This is a genomic window from Picosynechococcus sp. PCC 7002 (genome assembly GCF_963860125.1).
In the GTDB taxonomy this organism is placed as follows: Bacteria; Cyanobacteriota; Cyanobacteriia; order Cyanobacteriales; family MRBY01; genus MRBY01.
On sequence record NZ_CAWLFA010000001.1, the window covers coordinates 2,667,182 to 2,691,252 of the forward strand.

The following is a 24,071-nucleotide window of genomic DNA, read 5'->3' on the forward strand; positions in this document are numbered from 1 at the left end:
AAGGGAACGCTTATGATGAAGTTTTGTAAAGTCTTTTCTCAGTATAGACAACCTTTTCTGAAATCTGTTTAGCGTAAACCACACCCTAAGGGATTAAATTCGGCTTGGGTTTCCGCCGATAGGGGGTGTGTAGTCAGGGTTTTGAGCAGGGCAAAGGGGACGGTAATGTGGTCTGCCCCAGCAATTATGGCATGGGTGACTTCGGCGGCGGATTTAAGGCTGGCGGCCAGGATCGTGGTTTTACTTCCTTGTAACAGAGCTTTCATGGCGCGGAGAAGGCTACCACCATCCCCCTGGAGGTTTGTGGCGCGGTTCACGTAGGCGATCGCATATTTGGCGCCGCCTTCTGCAGCGATTAACGCTTGGGTCGGCTGATAGATGGCGGTGACAGAGCAGCTTATTTCCGGAGCGAGTTTGGACAAAGCCTGAAAGCCGTTGAAAGTGGCGGGAATTTTAAGCACGAGCTGATTGCCAATGATTTCCCGTGCCCGGTGGGCTTCGCGGATCATCCCCTCACAGTCTTCACTGACTAACTGGTAATAGAGTTCTCCAGGCGTGATGGCCGCCAAGGTTTTTAGGGTCACTTCCGGGGGCGCGTCACTTTTGGCCAGGAGGGTGGGATTGGTGGTAATGCCCTTGACCCAACCCCAGGCCATGGCTTCGGTGGCTTCGGTGGCGATCGCCGAATCTAAATAAATCATGGTTCCCTTTTGGCGCGGTGGTTTGGTATGCCTTGAGCCTAGCCAATACTGGCGAGGGTATCAATGTTTGCCGTGGCCATGTCTTTGCAGGTGCGCTTAATTAAACCCGTTAATACTTTACCGGGGCCAATTTCTACGGCCTCAGCAACTTCTAGGGCGCTCAGTTGCTGCATGATTTCGAGCCAACGGACAGAACCGGTCATTTGGGCCTTGAGGCGCTCCTTGAGGGCGGCTGCTTGGGTTTCCGGTTGGGGATCGACATTAGACAGTACGGGTACCTGGGCATCGGCAAAGGTAACGGCATCGAGAATCGCTTCAAATTGGGCGGCGGCTTCGGCCATAAACGGGGAATGGAACGCACCAGAAACATTCAGGGCGATCGCCCGCTTGGTTTTAACGCCATTCATAATCGCATCAACGGCTTCTGGGGTACCGGAAATGACAACTTGTTGTTCGCTGTTGTCGTTGGCGAGGGTCACTCCCTCGGTCGCCGCAATTTTTTCCATTAATTCAGTACGGTCAAACTTCATCAGGGCCGCCATTTTCCCCCCAGACGCTTGATCCATCAGTTGGGCGCGCTTTTGCACTAATTGCAAACCAGCGGCAAAATCATAGACCCCAGCCGCATAGAGGGCGGAATATTCACCGAGGCTGTGGCCCGCCATAAAGTCTACCTGGGGCGCTTTCTCCCGGTAGCGATCGCAGAGAATTGCCTCTAGCACATAGAGACAGGGTTGGGTGTAAAGGGTGCGGGAGAGGGTCGCTTCATCCCCCTGGCATTTTTCGAGAATTGACCAACCGAGGATTGCCTCTGCTTCAGCAAATCTTGCTTTGGCGACGGGATGTTCGGCGAGATCGACACCCATGCCCACCGTTTGAGATCCTTGGCCCGGAAAGACCCACGCAATTTTACCCATTACACACGCTCGTTGTTTTTGCTACAAAAATTTTCCAGACTTGATTATAGGGGATGGCGATCGCCCCTCATTTTTTCCCAGGCTTACAAAGCTCCGGCTGCCGTCTGATCAATCACCCCAAAGCCAAGGTGCGACGTAATATTTAGCGCCTGGAGTACCGGTTCACTGTCTGCCCCCTGGAGATAGTCAATGACCGTCACTGCACAGTTCCCCTGTTTCACCGCCCAAATATCCTGGGGCTGTAGTCCCATCAAGCGACAGAGAATCACCTTGTTAATGGCATCATGGGCAACAACTAAACCCACTTGGTTCGGGGTTTGGCTATACTGCGCCACAATCTCATCCCAGGCTTCGTTGGCCCGGTCCCACACCTGTTGGAGATTTTCCCCCTCTGGCATCTGGACGGTTTCTGGCTTGGTTTTCCACTGGGCCAGCATGCCGGGGAAGCCCGCTTCAATGTCAGCTTCTAGTTTGCCTTCCCAGAGGCCATGGCCAATTTCTTCTAATTTAGGGTGGGTACCCAACACCACCCCAGGGTGGGCTTGCAGAATGATTTCAGCGGTTTCTTTGGGCCGACTCATGGGGCTAGTCATACCGAAATGCAGGGTCACATCCTTAAGAAATTCACGGGCTTTAGCGGCTTGGGCTTGGCCATTCTCATTTAACGGAATATCCATGGTGCCTTGGAAACGCCCTTCTTTATTCCAGTTGGTTTCCCCGTGGCGCACCAGTAGTAAACGGAGGCCTTTGTGGCCAGGACGATAGGTGGGGAGGGGCAAGCCGAGGTGGGCCGTTTGGTTAATTGATTCGAATTGGACAATGTCTCCCAACTGGCCGACAAAATTCAGCACATTGATGCAGCAGTTGGATTGTTGAATGCTCTGGTATTTGCTGGGGGGGATGCCCGCCGCACTCATCAATAAACAGCGGTTGATGCCATTGTGGGCAACGATTAAGACAGTCTCCTCTTGGTGTTTTGCGAGGATTTCCTGCCAAAATTGCCGGGCTTGGTCATAGAGGTCTTTAACCGGAGAGTGTTCGCTCCCATCAGCATGGGTCATCACAAATTCAGCGGGATTTTCGTGCCAGAGGCGATAGGCTTCTGGATATTGTTCTTTGACGTCACTTTTGAGGAGTTTTTCCCACTGGGGCAAATTAATTTCTAGCAGACCCTCACTGGTGATGGGGGCGGGGGCTTTGTCGAGGTGCTGGTGGATAATTTCAGCGGTTTGTTTGGCCCGTTGGAGGGGGCTGCAATAGATTGCAGCAAAGTCGATGCCCTGGAGGGTTTGGCCTACGGTGGCGGCGTCGGCACAGCCTTTGTCGGTGAGTACTGATTCATCACAACGGCCCTGGATCATTTTGAGGGCGTTATAGCTACTTTGTCCGTGACGCACGATTATGACGCGGGTTGCCACCTTGGTTTCCTCCATTATTTGGGTGTGGTGTTGCGAGGGGGGATTTTTGCCTACACCATAGTATCTGGTTCGGGGTCAGGGGAAAAGGTGAAGTTCGGGCTATGATTTTGGGGCATGAATACGGGGAAATTTTTCGCAATGGAACGGGCTGTGGATGTGGCGATCGCTCTTGGGAGTAACCTGGGCAACTCCTTGGAAATCTTAGAAAATGCCATTAAACATTTAAGCGAACATCCGGCGATCGCCCTAACAGCTCGGTCTGCTTGGTACCGCACGGCCCCGGTTGGCCCCCCGCAACCGGACTACATCAATGGTTGCGTCACTGGTCAGGTTCATAATCTCAGTCCCGAAGCTCTCCTCGAAATCCTGTTGAAAGTAGAGCAACTGTTTGGACGGGAACGGCGGGAACGTTGGGGGGCACGGACGTTGGATTTGGATTTGCTTTTGTATGGCCAGGACATAATTTATCTGCCCCATTTGCAGGTGCCCCACCCCCGGATGCAGGAACGGGCCTTTGTGTTGGTGCCCCTAGCAGAGATTGCGCCCCATTGGTGTGAACCCCGCACCCAACAAACGATCCAAGCCCTCAAGGAACAGCTTCCCCTCACTGGAATTCAGAGATTAGACAGCGAAACTACCTAAAACCATTATTGATTGTAAACATCTCCCCCTAGGAAAAGCAGCGGCAACGGTAATTCTGACTATGATGGAAGATATTGGACGAACGGCAATATTTGGTGGAGTGTTCCCATGGTGCGTATTTTTTCTGGGCTGTTGGGTGGTATGGGTCTAGCCTTGGTTTTGGGAGGAACATTAACGCCGGCGATCGCCCAAGCGCGCCCCTGTGGTTCGACTCCTTGCCTCTTCGCCCAAGGTGCTGGCATGACCGCCGATTCAGTGGATGAATTGGTATTCCAGGGCAATGAATATTATGACCAAGGGCAATATGAACTGGCCCTCGCAGCCTACGATGCCGCCTTAATTTTGAATGCGAACGATGCAGAGCTTTGGATCTGGCGGGGCGTTACCCTAGGGGCCTTGGGGCAGCACGAAGAGGAATTGGCCAGCTATGATCAGGCGATCGCCCTTGACCCCGATCAAAACCTGGTGTGGTACAACCGGGGCGTTGTGTTAGGAGCTTTAGAGCGCTACGAAGAAGAACTGGCCAGCTATGACCGCGCCCTGGAACTGGATCCGGGGGATGTGGATGCTTGGTATAACCGGGGTATTGCCCTGGGCTTTCTGGAACGCTATGAAGAAGAATTAGCCAGCTACGATCAAGTACTAGCGTTAGATCCCGCAGATGTGGATGCTTGGTTCAATAAAGGCTATGTTCTGGCCGATTTAGGTCGCCATGAAGAAGCGATCGCCACCTATGCCGCCCTCCTAGAACTCGATCCCGACGACGCCGAAGCCTGGAATAATCACGGTATTTCCCTCGAAGCACTGGGGCGCTATACCGAGGCGATCGCCAGCTATGACCAAGCCCTCGCCATTGACCCAGACTACGAAGACGCTTTGATTAATCGAGAAATTGCCCAAGCTGCCCTAGAACAACTTTAAACTTCAACTAAATCAATCTTTATCAAAAAAAATACCCAGCTTCGGTGATGGGTATTGCTTCAGCTTATAAATTTGGCTCAATTTCTTTCTATTGATGGCTCTATTGGTGACAAGTACAGCCCCCATGGCCACAGCCTTCACTCCCTGCGGGATGGCCATCGGCACAGGCTTGGCTGCAATAACTCTTACCTTCCTTTTGGATAGCGCTATTGAGATCCACGATGCAAAGACAAGATTCACAGGCGCACTTCATTTGGGTCACAGTTACCATGGTTTAAACCTCCAAGGTATTGTCTTAAATAGTTGAACGATTGTTCACATTTTTAGATTAACACATGAACAATTATTCAGGTATTGTTTAGATCAGCGAACAATGACAGACCACAGTGGCAAAATCTTGAACCAAGCCAAGGCCCAACGGATGGCCGAATTTTTTGGTGTCTTGGGGGATGCCAACCGCTGGCGTATTCTTTCGGCCCTGGCCACTGGAGAGATGCGGGTGGGGGAACTCGCCGCCGCCGTTGAAATGAGTGAATCGGCTGTCTCTCACCAACTAAGAACCCTGCGCACAGCACGTTTAGTGAGCTATCGCAAGGAAGGGCGGAATGTGATTTATCGCCTCAAGGATCACCACATTCTTAATCTCTATCGTGACGCTTCGGAGCACCTAGACGAACCAGAGGATGGACACACCCACTAATCAACGCGGCTGCCGGTTGCTTGGCGGATATAGGCTTGATCTGCTTCATAAAGTTTGCCCATGGCTGGATTGTGGGGCGGTAAACCCAAAATGGCAAGATCTGCTTCGACCATGATCCCGACGAGGGTCGGAAAATCAATACTCGGCTCCCAGTTTAGTTGTTTTTTAGCCTTCGTGGGATCGCCAATGAGTAAGTCCACCTCGGCAGGGCGGAGATAACGGCGGTCAAAGGCGACATAATCTTCCCAGTTCAGATTGACGTAGGCGAAGGCGGTTTCTAAAAATTGGCGGACTGAATAGGTTTCCCCTGTGGCAATGACATAGTCGTCGGGTTTGTCCTGCTGCAACATCAGCCACATTGCCCGCACATAGTCTTTTGCATAACCCCAGTCCCGCTTGGAATCGAGGTTGCCGAGATACAGTTTGTCCTGCTGTCCGGCGATAATTCTGGCGATCGCCCTGGTGATTTTTCGGGTAACGAAGGTTTCCCCCCGGCGCGGCCCTTCATGGTTAAACAAAATGCCATTGCAAGCGAACAAATCATAGGATTCTCGGTAGTTCACCGTTTGCCAGTAGCCATAGACCTTGGCACAGGCGTAGGGACTGCGGGGATAAAAGGGGGTCGTTTCCTTTTGGGGCACCTCTTGCACAAGGCCAAACATTTCCGACGAACCGGCCTGGTAAAAGCGCACTTCATTGCCCGTCCGTTCCTGGTAGTCCCGAATCGCTTCTAGGATACGCAGCGTCCCCATCGCCACGGTATCCACGGTATATTCTGGCGAATCAAAGCTCACCCGCACATGGGATTGGGCACCCAGATTGTAAACTTCATGGGGCTGGATTTTTTCGATTAATTTTCCTAGGGATGTGCCATCGGTGAGATCCCCGTAATGGAGAAAGAACCGAGCGTCGGGGATATGGGGATCGACATAGAGATGGTCAATGCGGTCGGTATTAAAAGTAGAAGCGCGACGGATAATGCCATGAACTTCGTAACCTTTTTCGAGGAGCAGTTCCGCCAAATAAGAGCCATCTTGTCCGGTGATCCCTGTTACCAGTGCTTTTCGATTACCCATGGAGCTCGTGTTTACTCAACATATCAACTAAGCAATTTTAGAACAGTATTCACCGAGATGGACTTTAAGACGCCATTTACATGGTGCCCTTAAAAAGACCCTGGGGCCGCACCAACAGCAGGACCACCATAATGAACAGCGCAACCCCCAGCTTGTAGTCTGGGCCAAGCCAGGCCACACTGAGTTCTTGGGCAATGCCGATCACAAAAGCACCGGCGATCGCCCCATAGGGATTGCCAATGCCCCCCAGGATCACAGAAGCAAACATCGGCAAAATTAAAAACCAGCCCATATTCGGTCGCACCGTGGTGATCAGCCCGTACATACTGCCGGCGATCGCCGTTAAAGTTCCTGTAATAATCCAAGTCCAGAGTACCACCCGTTCCACGTCAATGCCGGACACCCGTGCCAGGTCAATATTGTCAGCTACCGCCCGCATCGCTTTGCCAACCTTGCTATTTTGCAGGATAAAATGCAGCCCTAAAATTACTAAAACTGTCAGCACCATCACCACGACCCGATAGTAGGCAATGCGCAAATCTGGCACCGTTTCCGGGAGTCCCACAAGTTCGGTCAAGTTAATGGCCCGTACCACCGGGAGATCATATTGTTGATTGCCACTGCCCCAAATAAACAGCACTGCACTACGGATAAACAGTGCCAATCCAATGGAGATGATGATCAAAGTTGTCGGTGTCGCCCGCTTATCCCGCATCGGCTGCCAGAGTAATTTTTCTGCCACGAGCATCCCGCCAATGGTGCCAAAGGCCCCTACCACCATCGATAGCCAAATATTTAACCCCAGGGAATTACTCAGCCAGGTAATGTAGGCTCCCAAGGTCATATAGTCCCCGTGGGCAAAATTGGATAAGCGCAGAATCCCGTAGGTTAGGGTCAGTCCCACGGCAGCAAGGGCCAGGATACTCCCGACCGACAGACCATTGAGAACGAGTTGCAGGGTGTCCATGGCGAAGGTGAAGGTAAGGGCTAAGGAAATAAAAAATGAATTAATCTTACCAAGCCTACCTTGGCAGGGGAAAACTGGGAACGCAGAGGGGAATGCTACAATTTGAAGCCATAAAATCTTCCCTATTTAAACCCATAAAATTCCCCCTCCGGTGCTATGCAAGAGTTTTTTGAGAACGTCCTCCGCTATCCCCGTTACATGATTAGTTTGATCCTGGGGATTTTTATCAGTGTATTTGAATGGCTGAAGCCACTATTTTTTAAAAATAAAGCGACGGCCACCGCCACGATTGGGCTTTTGGTGGGTCTCTTTGCGTTTCTTTACTTCACCCTGCGGGCAATGCTTGGTTTAAGTGTTGTTTAGCTTTTTTGTAAGCTGGACAGAAAATTTTAAGATCAGACGTAGGGTGGTCAAAAACGATCCTATGAGTTTGATCTGGGCAAAAAACGGTGCATAATCCTTCTTTCCAGACCTTTGCGGCATTACAACAGCAACTGCGCCAACGTTGGCAAGATTCGGCTGATTTTGAGGCGGACGATCAAGATATTTTAGTGGTGCCTTCTTTTAGTGTGGATCAGCGGGTCGGCCAGAAGGTGCCTGGATTTTTGCACTATGAAGAGCGGTTACTGTTCTCACTAATTCGCCTGCGCAATCCCCACACGCGCTTGATTTACGTTACGGCCCAACCCCTAGCTCCTTTGATCATTGACTATTATCTCCAGCTCCTATCGGGAATTCCGTTTTCCCATGCCCGCGATCGCCTGCTGTTGGTGACCACCTATGATAATTCCTACAAACCTTTAACCCAAAAGATTTTGGAGCGGCCCCGGCTGGTGGAAAGAATTCGTCGCGCCCTGCGCCCGAACCAGTCCTATATGGTGTGTTACAACTCAACGCCCCTAGAACAGGAGCTATCGGAAAAACTACAGATTCCCCTCTTTGCCGCCAGCCCCAGTCTGAACTATTGGGGTTCAAAAAGTGGCAGTCGTGAGATCTTTCAGACGGCGGGTGTTCCTTTTCCCGATGGCAGTGCTTTGGTGAAAACAGTGCCGGAATTGATCCAGGTTACGGCGCAACTGTGGGAGCGGCAACCCCACCTCAAACGGATTGTAATTAAGCTAAACGAGGGGTTTTCGGGGGAAGGGAATGCAGTGTTGAAGTTGCCTGCTCTGCCACAAAGTGCAAGTTTTACGGAACGTTGTGAACAGATTACGGCGGCTTTGCCCAAGCTCAGTTTCCAGGCCAGCGGTGAAACCTGGGATAATTTTGCCTCGCGCATTCCCGAATTAGGGGCGATCGCCGAAGCCTTTATCGAAGGAGATCCAAAGCGATCGCCCAGTGTCCAAGGGTTGATTACGCCCAGTGGTGAAGTCCAAATCCTCTCGACCCACGACCAAATTCTGGGGGGACAGGATGGCCAAATTTACTTAGGATGCCATTTTCCAGCCGCCAGCGAATATCGCCTACAGTTACAGGAACTGGGCCTAAAAGTTGGCAAGATTCTCGCTGAAAAGGGAGCGATGGAACGCTATGGCGTCGATTTTATCGCTACCGAAAACCCCGACCACAGTTGGGATCTCCAGGCCATTGAAATTAATCTCCGCAAAGGGGGTACGACCCATCCGTTGATGACATTGCAACTGTTAACCAAAGGCTTCTATGACTGCGCTACAGGGTCATTTTTTACCCCCCAACACCAGAAAAAATACTACATCGCCTCTGACAATCTCCAGAAACCCCAATACCAGGGCCTCCTGCCCAGTGATTTGATGGATATCATCGCCGCCCATGGCCTCCATTTCGACAGCAGTACGAAAACAGGGAGCGTGTTTCACCTGATGGGCACCCTTTCAGAATTTGGCAAATTAGGGCTGACCAGCATTGGGAATTCTCCCGAAGAAGCCGCCCAAATTTATCAACAGGTCGAGCAAGCTTTGGATTTAGAGACAACCAGTCAACGCCCTGCAACGGTGACGCTTCCCTTGACGTGGTAAGTCTTTTCTAAGGAACCTCAATCCGTATTCTTGGGGAACATGCCACAGCACCATCTTTGAGAAGGGCTGAGGGCTTTAATACTTGCGCTCTTTGGGTTCAAAACGATTAATGACAACGGGCATATACTCAATCGTTACACCTGTGTCGTTGCAGAAACTTAGGGTATGGGCTAGATAGGTTTGATCATCCCTGGTGGGGAAATCTTCCCTGGAGTGCGCCCCCCGGCTTTCTTTGCGGTGGTAAGCAGAGGTAAGAATGGCTTCTCCGACTTTTAAAATGCTCTGTAACTCTAGGGCTTCAATCAGTTCTGTATTCCAATGGATATCTTTGTCATCGAGAAAAAGATGATTGTATTGATCCTTAAGATGTTGAATTTGTTCTAGCCCTGCCGCCATGGTTGCCTCGGTTCTAAAGACACCACAATGGTCGCTCATGGCGTCTTGAAACTGCTGCCTGAGATTATGGATGCGCAGATTGCCGGATTGATTGAGGAGCTGACCAATGCGATTTTTCGCTTCGTCTAAATATTGTTGTTCGTTAATCTCTGGGAAAGGGCGATCGCCAATATAATCGGCAATCTTGCCACCGACCCGCTGGCCATAAACCACACATTCTAAAAGGGAATTACTGCCGAGACGGTTGGCTCCATGGACGGAGACACAGGCACATTCCCCTGCCGCAAAAAAGCCCTCGGTTAATTCGGTACCATTGCGCCGCACCCGACCATCGGTATTCACGGGGATGCCGCCCATGGAATAGTGAGCCGTGGGACGCACAGGCATCGGTTCATTAATGGCATCAACGCCGACAAGACGGTGGGCTTCTTCCCAACAAAAGGGCACCCGCTCCATAATTTTTTCCTTGCCCATGTGAGTCAGGTCGAGATGGACAAAATTTCCCCCGGCACTGCCATCGGGATGAATTCCTCGTCCTGCCCGAATTTCTAGGGTAATCGCCCGGGAAGTAATATCCCGTGGGGCCAATTCCATCTGCTTCGGGGCGTACTTTTCCATAAAGCGATCGCCGTCGCTATTACGCAAGTAAGCTCCTTCTCCCCGCACCGCCTCCGAGATTAAAACACCGACAGGAAAAAGTCCGGTCGGATGGAACTGCACAAATTCCATATCTTCTAAGGGCAACCCCACCGCCGCCGTCATCGCTAAACCGTCTCCGGTGGAAGCAAAATCATTGGAGGTGGTGTTAAACACCCGGCCATAGCCCCCCGTTGCAAACATCACGGCCTTCGTTTGGACAATTTCTAAATGTCCAGTTTCGATGTGATACATGACAATCCCCTTCGCCTGATTCTCCTCAAAGATCAGGTTCATCACGTACCATTCATCGTAGATGTTGACCCCATTACGCCGCAGATTATTTACTAATTCATGGAGAATGGCATGTCCCGTTTTGTCGGCGGCATAGCAGGTGCGCTTATGGGAATGACCCCCGAAGGCGCGCTGGGCAATGCGACCATCTTCGAGGCGCGAAAATAATACCCCTAAATGTTCCAACTCAATGATTACGTCGGGGGCTTCTTTCGTTAAGATTTCGACGGCATCTTGATCGGCGAGGTAATCAGAACCTTTGACGGTATCGAAGGCGTGGGCTTCCCAGTTATCTTCTGGGTCAACATTTTTTAAGCTGGCGGCAATCCCCCCCTGGGCCGCCACAGAATGGGAGCGGATCGGGTGGGTTTTCGCGACGAGTCCCACATCAAAGTTTGGATTTTTCTTTTTAATCTCAAGGGCAGCACGGCAGCCAGCCAAACCACCACCGACAATAATGACGTCGTGTTGCAACATATCCACAAAACTCAGGGGTTATTCTTTCTATTGTGGGTTAGAGGTCGGGGAGAAAGGCGATCGCCCTTACGGTTTTTTACATCTCTCTCTCCTGATCAAGACTTTCCAAAGGGAAAATTAGAGCGTTACGATAAAGGGGTGAAGCAATCTCTTTTTCCTGCCCAATCCCTCACCGCTGGCCACTGGTTCAAACTCATCTGTGGTGCGAGTTTTCAGCATCTCCCCGCCATCCGTGATTTGACCCTCGTCTATAGCTTAGTGGGTGCCGATTGCATCGATGTAGCGGCGGATCCGGCGGTGGTGACCATGGCCCAGGAATCGCTCATCCAGGCGGAGGCGATCGCCCGTCAAAATCCAGCAAAATTTCCCCAATGGCAGGGCAAACCCTGGTTGATGATTAGCCTCAATGACGCCGAAGATCCCCATTTCCGCAAAGCGTTTTTTAATCCAAATCGTTGTCCCGCCGATTGCCCACGCCCCTGCGAAACCGTTTGTCCTGCCCTCGCGATTGATCACACGGGCGTAATTGGCGATCGCTGTTATGGTTGCGGCCGCTGTTTGCCCATCTGTCCTTTGGGTTTAATCGAAGCGAAAAATTATATTTCCAGTCCCCACATTGCGGCGGAAATGATCACGACCATGGCGATCGATGCGGTGGAAATCCATACCCAAGTGGGCCATTTTGCCGATTTTCAGCGACTCTGGCAGACCCTCAAACCCGTCCACCATCACCTCAAATTACTTGCGATTAGCTGCCAGGATCATCCCGATGTGTTGTCTTATCTCGAACAATTGCTCATAGAAATTCAGCCCCTCGACTGTCTCCTCCTTTGGCAGACCGACGGACGACCGATGAGTGGCGACATCGGCAAAGGGACAATCCATGCCAGTATTCAGTTTGCCCAAAAGGTACTCCAGAGCGGTTTACCGGGATATGTGCAACTGGCGGGTGGTACGAATAATCACACCTTCGATAAATTGCGACATCTTGGTCTATTGAATGAAGGGCGATCGCCTTTTATTGCTGGGGTTGCCTTTGGCGGTTATGCCCGAAAAGTACTCCAACCGATCCTTGAAAATGCCGTTGAAATGCAGCTGCGCCCCCTCGAAACCGATCCCGAACGCTTTGACCAGGCGATCGCCCACGCCACCCAGTTGATAAATCCATTAAAATCTTCGTTAAACCCAAGCCTTAGTCTATGACTGCACCCCAATCCCCCGCTTTTCCGGCCCACCGTCGCCTCGTGACGGACGATCTCGAAAAACTGCTGACGATTTTGCCCGATGCGATCCGCGATCGCCTCGCCGACCACCCCAATAAAAACGCCCTGATCGAAGTGGTGATGGATCTCGGTCGCATCCCCGAAGCTCGCTTTGAAAATAGCACCGAAGACCTAGGCGATCGCCCCATTAGCCGCGAAGATTTGCAATATTCCGTAGAGCGGGTGGGGATGTTTAGTGGCGACAACCGGGCGGGCATCGAACGCACCCTGCACCGGATCAGTGCCATGCGTAACCGCCAGGGGGACATCGTCGGTTTAACCTGTCGCATCGGTCGCGCCGTGTTTGGCACGATTTTAATGATCCAGGAACTCGTTGAAAGCGGTAAATCGATTCTCCTGTTGGGACGGCCTGGGGTCGGTAAAACTACGGCGCTGCGGGAAATTGCGCGGGTTCTCGCCGATGACTTTGGCAAACGGGTCGTGATTATCGATACGTCCAATGAAATTGCCGGGGATGGTGATATTCCCCATTCCGCCATTGGTCGCGCCCGCCGGATGCAGGTGGCTACCCCGGAATTGCAACACAAGGTGATGATCGAGGCGGTGGAAAACCATATGCCTGAAGTGATTATCATCGATGAAATTGGCACCGAACTTGAAGCCCAGGCCGCCAGAACCATTGCCGAACGGGGTGTTCAACTCGTTGGGACCGCCCACGGTAATCGCATCGAAAACCTGATTAAAAACCCCACCCTCTCGGATCTTGTCGGCGGCATCCAAGCCGTTACCCTGGGGGATGAAGAGGCCCGCAAAAGGCGATCGCAAAAAACTGTCCTCGAACGAAAAGCGCCCCCAACCTTTGATGTGGCTGTAGAAATGCTAGAACGGCAACGCTGGGTGGTTCATAGCGATGTGTCGATCACCATTGATACCCTCTTGCGAGGTCACCAACCGTTACTGGAAGTCCGCACCGTCGATGATCAAGGCAATGTGAAGATCACCGAGGAAATGGAGCATCCCGTCGAGATTCCCAACTGGAACCCCCAAACAAAGATGGCCCCTGAACCCAGCCGTCCACGGGGACTGCGTGCTTCTGGCAAAATGGCCCCTCTCCCTTTCGGTAGCCAGAAAAAAAAATTAGTTTCCCCGAGAAGCAACGCCCTCGATCCCCTCATTGATCAATCTTGGATTGCCCGTGATCCACAACAGCAGGAGAAAGTGCGGGTGCCTGGCCCCAACGGTGAAGATTACCCCGTGTATGTCTATCCCTATGGCGTCGGGCGATCGCAGCTAGAGCAAGTGATCGAAATTTTGCGGCTGCCCATCGAACTCACCAAAGATCTCGAAGGGGCCGATGCGGTTTTAGCGTTGCGATCGCAGTTGAAAAATCATTCTAAATTGCGTCAAATCGCCCAAACTTGCCATGTACCGATCCATGCGGTGAAGTCTAATACAATCCCCCAAATCACGCGGGGTTTGCGGCGCATTTTGAATTTAGATGATCCCCAAAACCAGGAACCGACAGATTTACGGTTATTTGCCCAAAGCAATAGCGACGATGAAATTGATGCCCTCGAAGAAGCCCGTCTAGCAGTGGAGCAAATCGTCATTCCCCAGGGTCAACCCGTGGAACTGCTGCCCCGTTCGGCCAAAATCCGTAAGATGCAGCACGAACTGATTGAGCATTACCGTCTGCAATCATCGAGCTTTGGGGAAGAACCAAACCGTCGCCTGCGGATTTTCCCTGCTTAATTCACCTCTAACGTCGAAGAAGTACTTCTGCCGAAGGTTTCGGCGTTGTATTGCAGTGACACTTCAGCCCCAGGATAGTCAAAGCTGCCGGGGGTGATCGCCCGCACGAGATAGTGCAGGTTATATACGCCCGCATTCAGGCGATCGCCGTAGGCAACGACTTTATCTTTATAGACTTTTTGGTAGCTGAGTTGCCATGCGTCCTGTTGGGGTTGGTAATAGGTGGTGGCGGTTTGAAAATCAGTGTCAATCGCTTCAAAGCCGGCGGGGAGGGGATCGCTAATCAACACATGATTGACGGGGTGATCGGTGATTACTTCTAAACCAATGTCAAAGACTTGTCCGGCTTCGACGCTAAAGGGTTCTTTTAGATCGTACAACCCATATTTACGGGCGACTTCGGTTTGGTTAGCGGGGCGGATATAGCGGGTAATGCGCAATCCGTTTAGTTTGCCGGGTTGGCTGCCTGGGAGACGATAGTTAAATTCACTCAGGTAATGGAGTTTGCCGTCGCCGTCTTTTTGGATAATCAGATCCCTATTGCCTTTGGGGAGATCCTGCATCGGCACATCGACGGTGGCACTGGGATTTTCGTAGCCTTGGAAATTAAATTCACCCAATTGTTTACGGTCAAGCTTGATAGCGCCACTCAAACTGGGCGGAATCGATTCCGTTGCGCTATAGGCAGTTAAGGCGGTGAGGGCTTGGGCATTGTCATAACTGGTTTGCCATGTGCCATCGCGCCGTTGATCGAGCAACCCTTGTAAGACTTGGCTAAGGGTAGCGGGGGTTTGTTTGATCTCGGCAAATAGGCGGAGGGCTTGGGATTGGGCGGTGGTGTTGGAGTGATACCAAAACCAGCGTTGGGGCAAATTAATCTGGGCGGTGCGTCCGGTTTGATAAATTAACTCGTTGATTTCATCAGCTAACTCCTGAGCTTGGATTTGCCAATCGAGCAGTTGGGAAAGATGGCGGGCTAATTTAATTTTGCCGACGGTATCAAACTCCTCGCGGGCATCGTACAGGGTTGCCGCAAAGTCGCCCCGCACATCCCCCAGTTGATCGAGGGCTAAGAGGGTTTCGAGGCGGACGGTATTTTTACAATTTGTCGTGCTGCATTCGCTAAATTGGCTAGGGTTGGCGAGGGTTTGGTCGAGATATTTTTTCAGTTTGCTCACCAAATTTTCATCAATGCTCAATCCGGTTTGTTGGGCGAGGGCGATCGCCTCGGCGGCGTAGGGGGTGACGTAGGGATCGGAGGTGTCGTCTCCGGGGAAGGTCGCAAATCCGCCACTGGCAAGTTGCAATTGGCTGAGATGGGTGAGGGCTTGGCTCGCTTCGGCTTGGATATCAAAATTCTCGGAGGCTTGACTATACCGCTGTTTGAGGATTTCTAAATTCGCGGCAATGAGTAGTTGACTGGCGGTAGGTTCGAGGAATGGGAAATCGTCGTCGTTAAACGTATCTTGGGCCGGGGCAGTTAATTCTGGGATTAGGGTACTGGCAACGGTGACCGTTAAACCGCCTTGGTTGGGAACCACCTGCCGATCGATGTTCAGGGGAATTTTTACTTCAGCCTCGGTCAAAATCCCTGTGGCGATCGCCTGTTCTTTCACCGCTAATTGCTTCACGTCAAGGGGCACTTCCACGGCATCGGCGGCCCCATTTTTCTGGGTGGCAACTTTATAGATGGCGGTTCCGGCGGCATTGGCGACCATCGGAAAACGGTACACCTCGGTATTATTGCCAATTTCGGCAGTTTGAGTTTGCCGTTGTTTATTGCCTTGGGCAAATTCCATTACCCCCTGCAATTGCGCTTCGATGTTTAAACGACCCTTAGAACCCGTCGTATTCGTCACCATTACGCCCCCCTCAAGGCGATCGCCCACCCGCGCAAATTGGGGTAACACAGGATTGGTGAGCAGGGGTTGGGTGGCGATAAAGGTTTCGTCGCCATTGCCAAAACGCATTTGATCATCCGTTGCCACCACGAGGACGCGCCAGGTGGTCAGGTCATCGGGCAGCGTGAAGGAGACAACCGCTTGACCGTTGCTGTCCGTTAAAACGGAACCATCATAAAAGGCGATCGCCTTAAAATCGGTGCGGGTGCGGGTATTTGCTAACGCAGAAGATTCACCACCGCCATAACCCCAACCTTTTGCTTCGGTCGAATCCATCGGCGCAATAGTCACATCGGGGCGATTGTCTGCCCAGCGGGTGGTGATCGGTTGATCGCGATAAATTTCAGCCAGCAGATCGGGGGGACGATAGCCCGTCAATTGCAAAATCGCTTCATTGACCACCATCACCGTTAACTGTCCGGCAACGGGTTGATCCCCTTGATCCTTGAGTTGCAGATTTAAGGTTTGTGCGTCACCGGGCATCACCTGATCCTGTTGCGGCTGAATGGCGACGGTTAATTTTTTCTCGGCGAGGCTGGTGCGGAAATCGTCAAAGCCAATGTTCATCAGCTTATCCACGCCATTTTTGTGGGCAGCTTCAATGGATTCCCCCCTATGAATTAAAACGGCTTCCACCGCAGCATTGGGCAACATCTCCGGCGTGACGGTAAATTGCACCTGGGGCGCGGCTCCGGTCACGGTTTGCTGGGTTTCGTACAGTACGCCATGGCGAATCACGGAAAAATACAGTTCTGCTTCGGGGTAGGGGGATTGAATTAACGCGGTTGCGGTGTCGCCAATTTTGTATTCATCTTTGTCGAGGGTGACTTCCACGCGGTTATTGTCGAAGCGATCGCCCCAATTAAACCAGCCTGCACCGCTGACCCAAATGAAACTATCGGTGGCGGCGGCATCGGGTTGCCCGCTAATGGTGGCATGGAGACGATAGGAACCACTGTCGGGGGCGGTTAATTCTACGGTTTGGGGTTTGGCAGCAGATTTAATAGTTTGGCTGGCGATCGCCTCGTATTCCACTTGGGGGCGTTTAACTTGAGATCCCTCGATAATTTGAGAAACTTCGCTGTAATTGACTTTTTGCAATTCTAATTTGACCGTTTGCCCCTCAAGTGTTTTCCCGTCGGGGCTGGTGACAATCACTTGGGTTTTAAAGGGTTTTTCCGCATCGGCAACAAAATCATGGTTGATCCCAATCAGGCGATCGCCGGGCAACGCGGTAAAGGTTTGGGTATTGGACACGGATAGATTCGCCGCATCGGTCACTTCTGTTTCCACACGATAGGTCACTGGATAGGGCAGATCCCGCGCCACGTCGATGGTTTGGGAACTTTGCCCACCATCGTTTAAGGTTTTTTGCGTTTGCAGGACATCGCTACTAATGGACGGCTCCGTTTCCGACCAATGCCACTGCCGCCCAAACTGAAATTCATCCCACCCCTCCGGTTGAAAATAACCGCGACTGCGGGTGACGTAATAATTCACCTTGCTATTGCTCACGGGCGCACCAAACAAATAATCGCTCTGGGTGGTGGCAGTCAGGCGATCGCCCATTTTGGCGAATTTTTGATCGAGCTTGAGATCCACTTTAAAATTCGGTGGACGGAATTCAGCCACTCGAAAATCCCCGTAAATATTCACCCCATTCGACGCTTCCGCACGCAGATAATAATTGCCTAAATCCTGGGTTTTCGGAACATCCCATTCCACCGTAAACGTGCCGTAGTGATTCGTTTGGAAGTTGCCTAAAGTGGTCTCTTTCCCCTCAGGATTACTGAGGATCACCTTGTAATTTTGGTTAATATCCTGCCGCAATTCCCCATTTTTTAAATAATAGGCAACCCCCGTAAAATAAGCCTTTTCACCCGGTTGATACAGTTGGTGATCGCTAAAAATTGTGCCCCGCCCTTGGGTTTCCCCATTATCCCAATCGGCATAAATCCCGTAACCGTAGGAACCGCTGTACTCATCGGTGCGCGTAAAAGCCCAGTCCGAATTTTCGCTGGCAATCACCAGCAATTGCGGCGCATATTCTTGACCCTGCACACATCTGCGCCAATCACGTCCCGTCACCAGCAAATTACCACTCCCATCAGTTCGCCCAGTAAAACAAGCTTGGGGATTGCCCTTCGTTTTTTGATCTAACTTCGACTGATAAATTTCGATCTGGGCATTAGAAACCGCCTCTCCCGTATCCAGATGGTGTACCCGCACGATGCCCGACTCCGGAAACCACTGGGCAAACACCCCCAAATTCGTGAGTTGCACCAAGCCATAATATTGCGGCGATCGCCACTGGGTTTGATTATTCTGATCCTTATAGGTATTGGTTTTTGCCGTAATCCCGTAAGCGAGTAAACCCGTATTCCCACCCAATTTTTCCCGAATCGGAATCGGTGTTTTCACCAACTGATTTTTCGGTTGTTTAATCGTAATACTTTCCCAATTGCTTTCGGACGGCACTAAATCGGTGCTGTTATTTTGCGGATAAGCCGTCGCCGCGTAAACCAAATCCGTCGGTTGCACCACCCGATAACCCGCCTGAAACTTGCTTTCAGGTAAATTAATCGTTTCAATATCAAGATTCAGATCCGTCCCCGCCGGAAAAATATTCAGATCCCGTTGCGCCCAAATATCCGCCGCCACATCACCGGGGTTGTAGGTAATGGTTTGATCCTTGCCGAGGGTTTGCCCGTATTGATCCTTGAGATTTTTGCCGATGGTAATCGTGTAATCAGTATTCGGTTGGAGTACCCACGGATTCAGATCCACCGTGCGGCTACCGGGATAGGTACGAACCGCGAGATCCTCACCCTCCGGTTTCGGACTAATCGTAATATTTTCCAAGGCAGAATCGGCATCTAAACCGTTATTAAAAACCAGTTGGGCGCTCCCTTTCACAAAGCGACCATAGGCTCCCCCTACGTCTGGTTGCCCGTAGAAAGCCATTTCTTCATATTGCAACGGCGCATAGATTTTAAAGACGGAGCGAAAGCTTTTTTCGGTGGGCAAATTGCCTTGGTCTGGGGCGATTCCCGGTTGAAATTCTAGGGTGTATTGACTTGCTTTCTGTAAAGGTTGACGAGGTTTAATAATGTATTGCCAGGTTTTTTCTGGATCGAATTGACCGTCTGCAATGGGATCTTCTGGAGGCGATTGAGGCGTAATAACCGCTTTGACTCTACTCTGACTGCTGACAAAAACAGTATGTTGCTTCAGGGAATCGAGGTCGAGTCGGGTGTTGCTAGTCACTGTGCTTTCTTCCTCAAGACCCAAGGGTTCTGCCTCTTCGGGCAAGGTACCGACAACCCCAGGTAAATTACTGAGGCGGATTTGGGGCGTTTGGAATGTCCAAGCTAAATCTTCCGTGAGTTGATTATTTTCGAGATCCCCTAAACCGGATTTGAGAGTGACTTGGAAACGGGTGGCTTTGGGCAGGGGTTGGTCGGCTTGAAAACCAATCATTTGGGGGGTAAGAAAGCGAAATTGTCCAGAAATGGCGGGAATCAGCTCAATCTTTTGGAGGAGGGCCGTTTCTTCGGGGCTTTCGAGTTGGGCAACGGGAATCAGGGGATGTTTAAACAGAATCCTGATTTGGGCGAGATCGGCGGCTTCTCCGGTGGGGCTAATTTCGGTGATCCAGTCGGATAGTTCTGGTAAAGGGAGCGCGGCAACGGTGGGAAAGGGCGCGGCTTGGTTGGTGACCTGGCTGATTTGGAGGATTTGTTGGCACCCAGATAATCCGGCGATCGCCAACAGACAGCTTAAACAGGCCAGTAAGAGAAATTTAACAAAGCGACGTGGAAACCCCATACAATGCCCTCTGATTCTCTCTTCTGTGATAACGAATCCCCCTGGCAATAAACGATTTTTTGTATATTTCTTAAAAACGACAAAGATATTAATTCGCGACGAAATTGTGGCGATCGCCGGGGGAGCCATTGGGTAAAATGACGCAATCTTGATGAAAAAGTCGGCTGCTCTGCAAATATCCCCTAAAATGGCGGACAAATTGTGAGCAAATGGGCTTGATAACGATGATTCCTCCGGGAATGGATTGGCGATCGCCCCGTAGCTTTTCCCTACCGATGCCATGGCACCTCTTTTTGTTGATTCCCTCAAACAGCAGTTCCACATCTGGTTTACCCAGCAGCAGGCAACCACGGAAGAAGCTGCCGACTTGGTAGAACTCCCCGATACCCTGTCCCTCCAGTTGGCGCGTCAACTGGAAACCCTGGCGAGTCCAGAGGTCTATTGTGCGCCTGTCAAAGCCTCCATTACCGAGGCCATTGAAACTTGGCAGACGAATTTGGAAGCCCCCAATAGTTTTGTGCTTCTGGGCAATCCCGTGGAGCCGCTCCCCAAAATTTTGAGTGAGAGTATCCCCCGCCAAACTTTTCCTGATCTGGAAATCCTCACTCCCCTGGATTGTCTACAGCGCCCCCTCCACCCCAGACACATTAGCCAACAGATCCAAAAAGCCCTAGAACTTTATCCCCAGATTGATCTCAGCCCAGGCGATCGCCAAGATCAGCCAACCGTGAATCAACTAGAACAACGACAAACCCTGGTGATTATTCCCTGTCTGGAGCAATGTTTTCTCCGGTGTATTGGCGGTTGGGAAGGCATTGAGACCCTCCGGGATATCACCATTCAAAATCGCCACTGTTTCTGGATCATGAGTTGTAACCATTGGGCCTGGGACTTTCTGGATTTTGTGGGACAAATTAGCGCCTATTTTAGCCATGTGGACACCCTGCCTAAGTTAAAAGGGGAAATGCTCCAGACTTGGTTAGAACCCATTGCCCAGGTGGTTTTGCCACCCCCCCCTAGTGTCCCCGACGACCCGCCAGAGGATACGACTAAATCAGATTCTCCTAAAGGCGAGCGTCTCGATGATTGGCAAAATCTTGCTAGTCAAGCCGACGGCACAGGTCAAATCGCCGCAAATCTTTGGCTCCAAAGCTTACGGATTCACCAAGAGCAAATCGAGCAACACCCAAACCTCCAATTTGATTTCGACGCAACAGATCCGCACCAACAGCCCCTCACCCTTGAGAGCGTTAAACCAGCTCTGCCCAGTCTGCCCAGCTTAGCCAGTGGTGATCTCTACATTCTCCATTCCGTCTTGATCCATGGCCAAATTAGCCGCGCCCATCTGGCCTTGAGTTTAGGGGAATCCCGGAATCGCATCCAAGCACGGATCCAGTGGCTCCTCCGCCAGGGGGTGTTGCGGGAAAATCAAGGGGCCCTCTCCATCCAAGCGGCCCACTATATCCGCCTCAAAAGTGAGCTGGCCAATAACAATTTTTTCGTGGGGGAAGATTAATCGATGGGAGTATCCTTTGTGCCGATGTCTGAATGGTTCACCCTCTTAGCCCAGGTTGACCCGCCTGAAAATTTACCCCAAAGACTTTTAACGGATTTCACGATCCAAAAAATCCTCCGGGCCGTGCTGGCGATCGCCATTGCCTACGGCACGATGGCCCTGATCCAAGGCACCATTAACTGGCTGTCGGAACGGGTGCCCCGGCGCTTGCGACTCTTGATTAAACAATCAATCCCCTTCTGGAAAGGCTTGATCCTAATTTTAATCCTCGCTTATCTGCTGAATTTGTTTTTTAATCTCTCCCAAAACAACCTCATCGCCCTAACCGGCACCATCGCCGTGGCCTTGGGTTTTGCCTTTAAGGATTATGTAAGCTCAATTATTGCCGGGGCCGTGGCCTTATTTGAAGCGCCCTATCGTGTTGGCGATCGCATTAAAATTGGCGAACATTATGGCGAGGTCGTTGGCTATGGATTGCGGGGGATTCAGCTCCAGACCCCCGACGATAACCTCGTCACCATTCCCCATAACAAAACCTGGACAGAGGCGGTTTCCAATGCCAATAGCGGCCAACTCGAAGCCCAGGTCGCCACGGACTTTTTCTTTGGCCATGGCGTTGATGTGGAGCAGGTGATCCAAATTCTCTACCAAGCGGCCTACAGCAGCAAATATACCCAGCTTAAGCTACCCATTGTGGTGGTGATGCAAGAAAAAATGTGGGGCACCCAATTCAAACTCCGTTGCTATCCCATGGATGCGAGGGACGAATTTATCTATAAAACAGATTTAATCCGTCGCGCGAAACAAGCCTTCGCCCACCAAGGTCTGCCTTACCCGAGGCTTGTGCCCCAAACCGTGGATGCAGAGGAGTAAGTCGTTAATTATATTGATCTAAAAATCCGCCTGTTAAAACCCGGCGATCGCCTGGGGAAAATCCAATAGAAAGCACGTGCGGTAATCATTGCGGTGAGGATTGGGGTCACTAGAAACGGTAATGCTACCTTCTAAATGTTCAACAATGGTTTTCACGAGGGCGAGACCAAGACCAGTACCAGGAATGGCCTGGGCTGTGGCCCCGGTGCCCCGACGAAATTTATCAAAAATCTGGGATTGTTCTTCGGTGTGGATGGCGGCCCCATCGTTACAAAGGCGAATTTGAATCCGGGCGGGCGATCGCCCCAAATATTCAACGCTGAGGGTAACGTTACTCTTGGGGGTGGCATATTTCCCGGCATTGGTGAGGAGTTCACTCATGGCATTGAGAAATTGTTCTGGATCCGTCTCAAATTGCAATTTTGTGCTGAGAGCCTTGGGCTTAAACCGGAGGTGAAACTGGAGTTGTTTGAGGGGAGTCCAGCGATCTTGGAATTTTTGCACAAGCTCTGAGAGGGCCGGGCCGAGGGCGAGGCGTTGGGGTTTGAGGGCAAATTCACTGGCCTCTGCCTGTTGGAGCTGGAGCAGGTCGTGGATGAGTTTGCTTTCTCGGTTGAGTTCTTGATCGAGAATGTTTAAATAAGTCCGTTGTTTTTCTGGCGATCGCCCCGGTTGTTTGAGCATTTTAATCGCCAGCTTCATCGTTGCCAGGGGAGTATTGAGTTCATGACTAACAGTACTCAAAAAATCATCCTTCAAGCGATTAAGGTGCCGCAGTTGTTGAATTTGGTGCCGCATCTGTTGACTAAGTTTCGCCTGGACTTCAAGGCTCCATTTCAATTGACTCGTGCGTTCTTCGACCAGGGATTGCACCTGCCGGAGGGCCTGGTGGTGGATCATCGTACGGCCCAATTGGTGAGCAATGCTGGCCATGGTTTGAATTTCTTCGGGGAGCCATTGTCGGGGCGATCGCTGGGCCAAAATCACAAAGCCTAAGACTGGTTGACTGTGCTGGGAAGACAGTTGCCCACCCATTAACGGAGCAAATAATAGGCTACGAACTGGGGATCCCAGGAGAGGAGATTGCCAGGGATGGGTTGTGGTATCGGCGATCACCCACACCAGAGGCGCTTTTTGCCAAGCCACCTGACAGAGTTCACAGTCCTGGAGCGACCATTGGGTCGGCAGCTCAGACCAGCTAGACTTGAGCTCCAAAGTATCCGTCGGATCAGGTTCCTGTCGTTGACGGAGGGGATTTGCCGATTTGAGTAAAAGGATACCTCCCTGCTCGACGCCGAAAATTGTTTGGAGTTGGGTACTGGCGGCCTGAAATAATTTTTGTGTGTCCTGAATTTCATCAATGAGCTGCTGAATTTCCCGCTGGGCCTGTTGGTACTGTTGGCAGTTGACGATGCGGTTTTGCTGGGCCAAGATTCCAAGGGCCAACTGGAGCGGTGGGCGGAGTGCCTCAAGGGTATTTATCTGGGGTAAGGTTTGGGACTGACAACCGAGCCATAGATAACCCTGGGCCTGCTGTGCGGGGAGGGGCACAGTGGCGATCGCCTCCAGACCCTGGGCCATCAGAGCGTGGTAAGGCGTGTGACGTAAATCGGTATAGGTGCAAATGTCAGGATGAAATTCTTGGGGTAGAACAAGATTGACATCGGCTAGGTTCGTGGGCCAGGTCTCGGTGAGGCTTTGGGATGGGCTTAAATCGACCCTCAAACAAACCCAATCCACCTGTAACTGCTGGGCGATCGCCGCCGTTAGGCGGGTTAAAAGGCGCGGGGATGAGATGCCAAATTCTAAGCAGTCGTAGAGGGCAGCGGAGACCATGGT

The 24,071-nt window shown here is 51.5% G+C and carries 18 protein-coding genes; 9 read left to right on the plus strand and 9 right to left on the minus strand.

Annotation, left to right across the window (positions count from 1 at the left end; genetic code table 11):
* Window positions 1–68: 68 nt before the first annotated feature.
* From AACQ84_RS12885 to AACQ84_RS12895, 3 genes are all read right to left on the minus strand, one after another.
* Window positions 69–701, minus strand: a complete 633-nt coding sequence (locus AACQ84_RS12885; RefSeq protein WP_012308153.1) for a transaldolase family protein — start codon at window positions 699–701, stop codon at window positions 69–71.
* A gap of 38 nt (window positions 702–739) precedes the next feature.
* Window positions 740–1,618, minus strand: a complete 879-nt coding sequence (gene fabD / locus AACQ84_RS12890; RefSeq protein WP_012308154.1) for an ACP S-malonyltransferase — start codon at window positions 1,616–1,618, stop codon at window positions 740–742.
* A gap of 83 nt (window positions 1,619–1,701) precedes the next feature.
* On the minus strand, window positions 1,702–3,036 hold the full coding sequence (locus AACQ84_RS12895) for a histidine phosphatase family protein (RefSeq protein ID WP_012308155.1): 1,335 nt from the start codon (window positions 3,034–3,036) through the stop codon (window positions 1,702–1,704).
* Window positions 3,037–3,174: 138 nt separating this feature from the next.
* Between AACQ84_RS12895 and folK the strand changes: the two genes are divergently transcribed.
* Window positions 3,175–3,678, plus strand: coding sequence for a 2-amino-4-hydroxy-6-hydroxymethyldihydropteridine diphosphokinase (folK, locus tag AACQ84_RS12900; RefSeq protein WP_041444014.1), 504 nt, complete (start codon window positions 3,175–3,177; stop codon window positions 3,676–3,678).
* A 108-nt stretch (window positions 3,679–3,786) separates the two neighbouring features.
* Window positions 3,787–4,599: a tetratricopeptide repeat protein gene (locus tag AACQ84_RS12905; RefSeq protein ID WP_012308157.1), complete on the plus strand. Its 813-nt coding sequence runs from the start codon at window positions 3,787–3,789 to the stop codon at window positions 4,597–4,599.
* A 100-nt stretch (window positions 4,600–4,699) separates the two neighbouring features.
* Here AACQ84_RS12905 and AACQ84_RS12910 read toward each other — a convergent pair whose 3' ends face one another.
* Window positions 4,700–4,870 (minus strand): metallothionein, encoded by a 171-nt coding sequence (locus AACQ84_RS12910; RefSeq protein ID WP_012308158.1) that lies wholly within the window; start codon window positions 4,868–4,870, stop codon window positions 4,700–4,702.
* 102 nt (window positions 4,871–4,972) lie between these two features.
* Here AACQ84_RS12910 and AACQ84_RS12915 point away from each other — a divergent pair, with 102 nt between their 5' ends.
* Window positions 4,973–5,299, plus strand: a complete 327-nt coding sequence (locus tag AACQ84_RS12915; RefSeq protein ID WP_012308159.1) for an ArsR/SmtB family transcription factor — start codon at window positions 4,973–4,975, stop codon at window positions 5,297–5,299.
* Here the strand turns inward: AACQ84_RS12915 and gmd are convergent.
* Entirely contained in the window at window positions 5,296–6,375 is a 1,080-nt protein-coding gene (gene gmd / locus AACQ84_RS12920; RefSeq protein WP_012308160.1) for a GDP-mannose 4,6-dehydratase, read from the minus strand. The genes AACQ84_RS12915 and gmd overlap by 4 nt on opposite strands.
* A 76-nt stretch (window positions 6,376–6,451) precedes the next feature.
* Entirely contained in the window at window positions 6,452–7,342 is an 891-nt protein-coding gene (locus AACQ84_RS12925) for a branched-chain amino acid ABC transporter permease (RefSeq protein ID WP_012308161.1), read from the minus strand.
* A 156-nt stretch (window positions 7,343–7,498) separates the two neighbouring features.
* Between AACQ84_RS12925 and AACQ84_RS12930 the strand changes: the two genes are divergently transcribed.
* Both AACQ84_RS12930 and AACQ84_RS12935 read left to right on the plus strand, forming a co-directional pair.
* Window positions 7,499–7,705, plus strand: a complete 207-nt coding sequence (locus AACQ84_RS12930; RefSeq protein WP_012308162.1) for a DUF751 family protein — start codon at window positions 7,499–7,501, stop codon at window positions 7,703–7,705.
* 86 nt (window positions 7,706–7,791) lie between these two features.
* Window positions 7,792–9,336, plus strand: a complete 1,545-nt coding sequence (locus tag AACQ84_RS12935) for a peptide ligase PGM1-related protein (RefSeq protein WP_012308163.1) — start codon at window positions 7,792–7,794, stop codon at window positions 9,334–9,336.
* A 75-nt stretch (window positions 9,337–9,411) separates the two neighbouring features.
* Here AACQ84_RS12935 and AACQ84_RS12940 read toward each other — a convergent pair whose 3' ends face one another.
* Window positions 9,412–11,139, minus strand: coding sequence for a succinate dehydrogenase/fumarate reductase flavoprotein subunit (locus AACQ84_RS12940; protein WP_012308164.1), 1,728 nt, complete (start codon window positions 11,137–11,139; stop codon window positions 9,412–9,414).
* A 138-nt stretch (window positions 11,140–11,277) separates the two neighbouring features.
* Between AACQ84_RS12940 and ldpA the strand changes: the two genes are divergently transcribed.
* Together ldpA and AACQ84_RS12950 are read left to right on the plus strand one after the other, a co-directional pair.
* Window positions 11,278–12,342 (plus strand): circadian clock protein LdpA, encoded by a 1,065-nt coding sequence (gene ldpA / locus AACQ84_RS12945; RefSeq protein WP_012308165.1) that lies wholly within the window; start codon window positions 11,278–11,280, stop codon window positions 12,340–12,342.
* The gene (locus AACQ84_RS12950; RefSeq protein WP_012308166.1) at window positions 12,339–14,114 is read left to right on the plus strand and encodes a R3H domain-containing nucleic acid-binding protein; all 1,776 of its coding nucleotides are present in this window, start codon (window positions 12,339–12,341) and stop codon (window positions 14,112–14,114) included. The genes ldpA and AACQ84_RS12950 overlap by 4 nt, the downstream gene beginning before the upstream one ends.
* On the opposite strand, the gene AACQ84_RS12955 is transcribed toward AACQ84_RS12950, so the two are convergent.
* Window positions 14,111–19,843, minus strand: coding sequence for an Ig-like domain-containing alpha-2-macroglobulin family protein (locus tag AACQ84_RS12955; RefSeq protein ID WP_041443642.1), 5,733 nt, complete (start codon window positions 19,841–19,843; stop codon window positions 14,111–14,113). The two genes, AACQ84_RS12950 and AACQ84_RS12955, sit on opposite strands and share 4 nt — an antisense overlap.
* Window positions 19,844–20,123: 280 nt before the next feature.
* On the opposite strand from AACQ84_RS12955, the gene AACQ84_RS12960 reads away from it, so the two are divergent.
* Window positions 20,124–21,359 carry a hypothetical protein gene (locus AACQ84_RS12960; RefSeq protein WP_012308167.1) on the plus strand — a complete coding sequence of 412 codons (1,236 nt, stop codon included), beginning with the start codon at window positions 20,124–20,126 and terminating at the stop codon, window positions 21,357–21,359.
* 24 nt (window positions 21,360–21,383) lie between these two features.
* Window positions 21,384–22,232, plus strand: a complete 849-nt coding sequence (locus tag AACQ84_RS12965; RefSeq protein ID WP_234991379.1) for a mechanosensitive ion channel family protein — start codon at window positions 21,384–21,386, stop codon at window positions 22,230–22,232.
* A 33-nt stretch (window positions 22,233–22,265) separates the two neighbouring features.
* On the opposite strand, the gene AACQ84_RS12970 is transcribed toward AACQ84_RS12965, so the two are convergent.
* Window positions 22,266–24,068, minus strand: coding sequence for a GAF domain-containing sensor histidine kinase (locus AACQ84_RS12970; protein ID WP_012308170.1), 1,803 nt, complete (start codon window positions 24,066–24,068; stop codon window positions 22,266–22,268).
* Window positions 24,069–24,071: the final 3 nt, after the last annotated feature.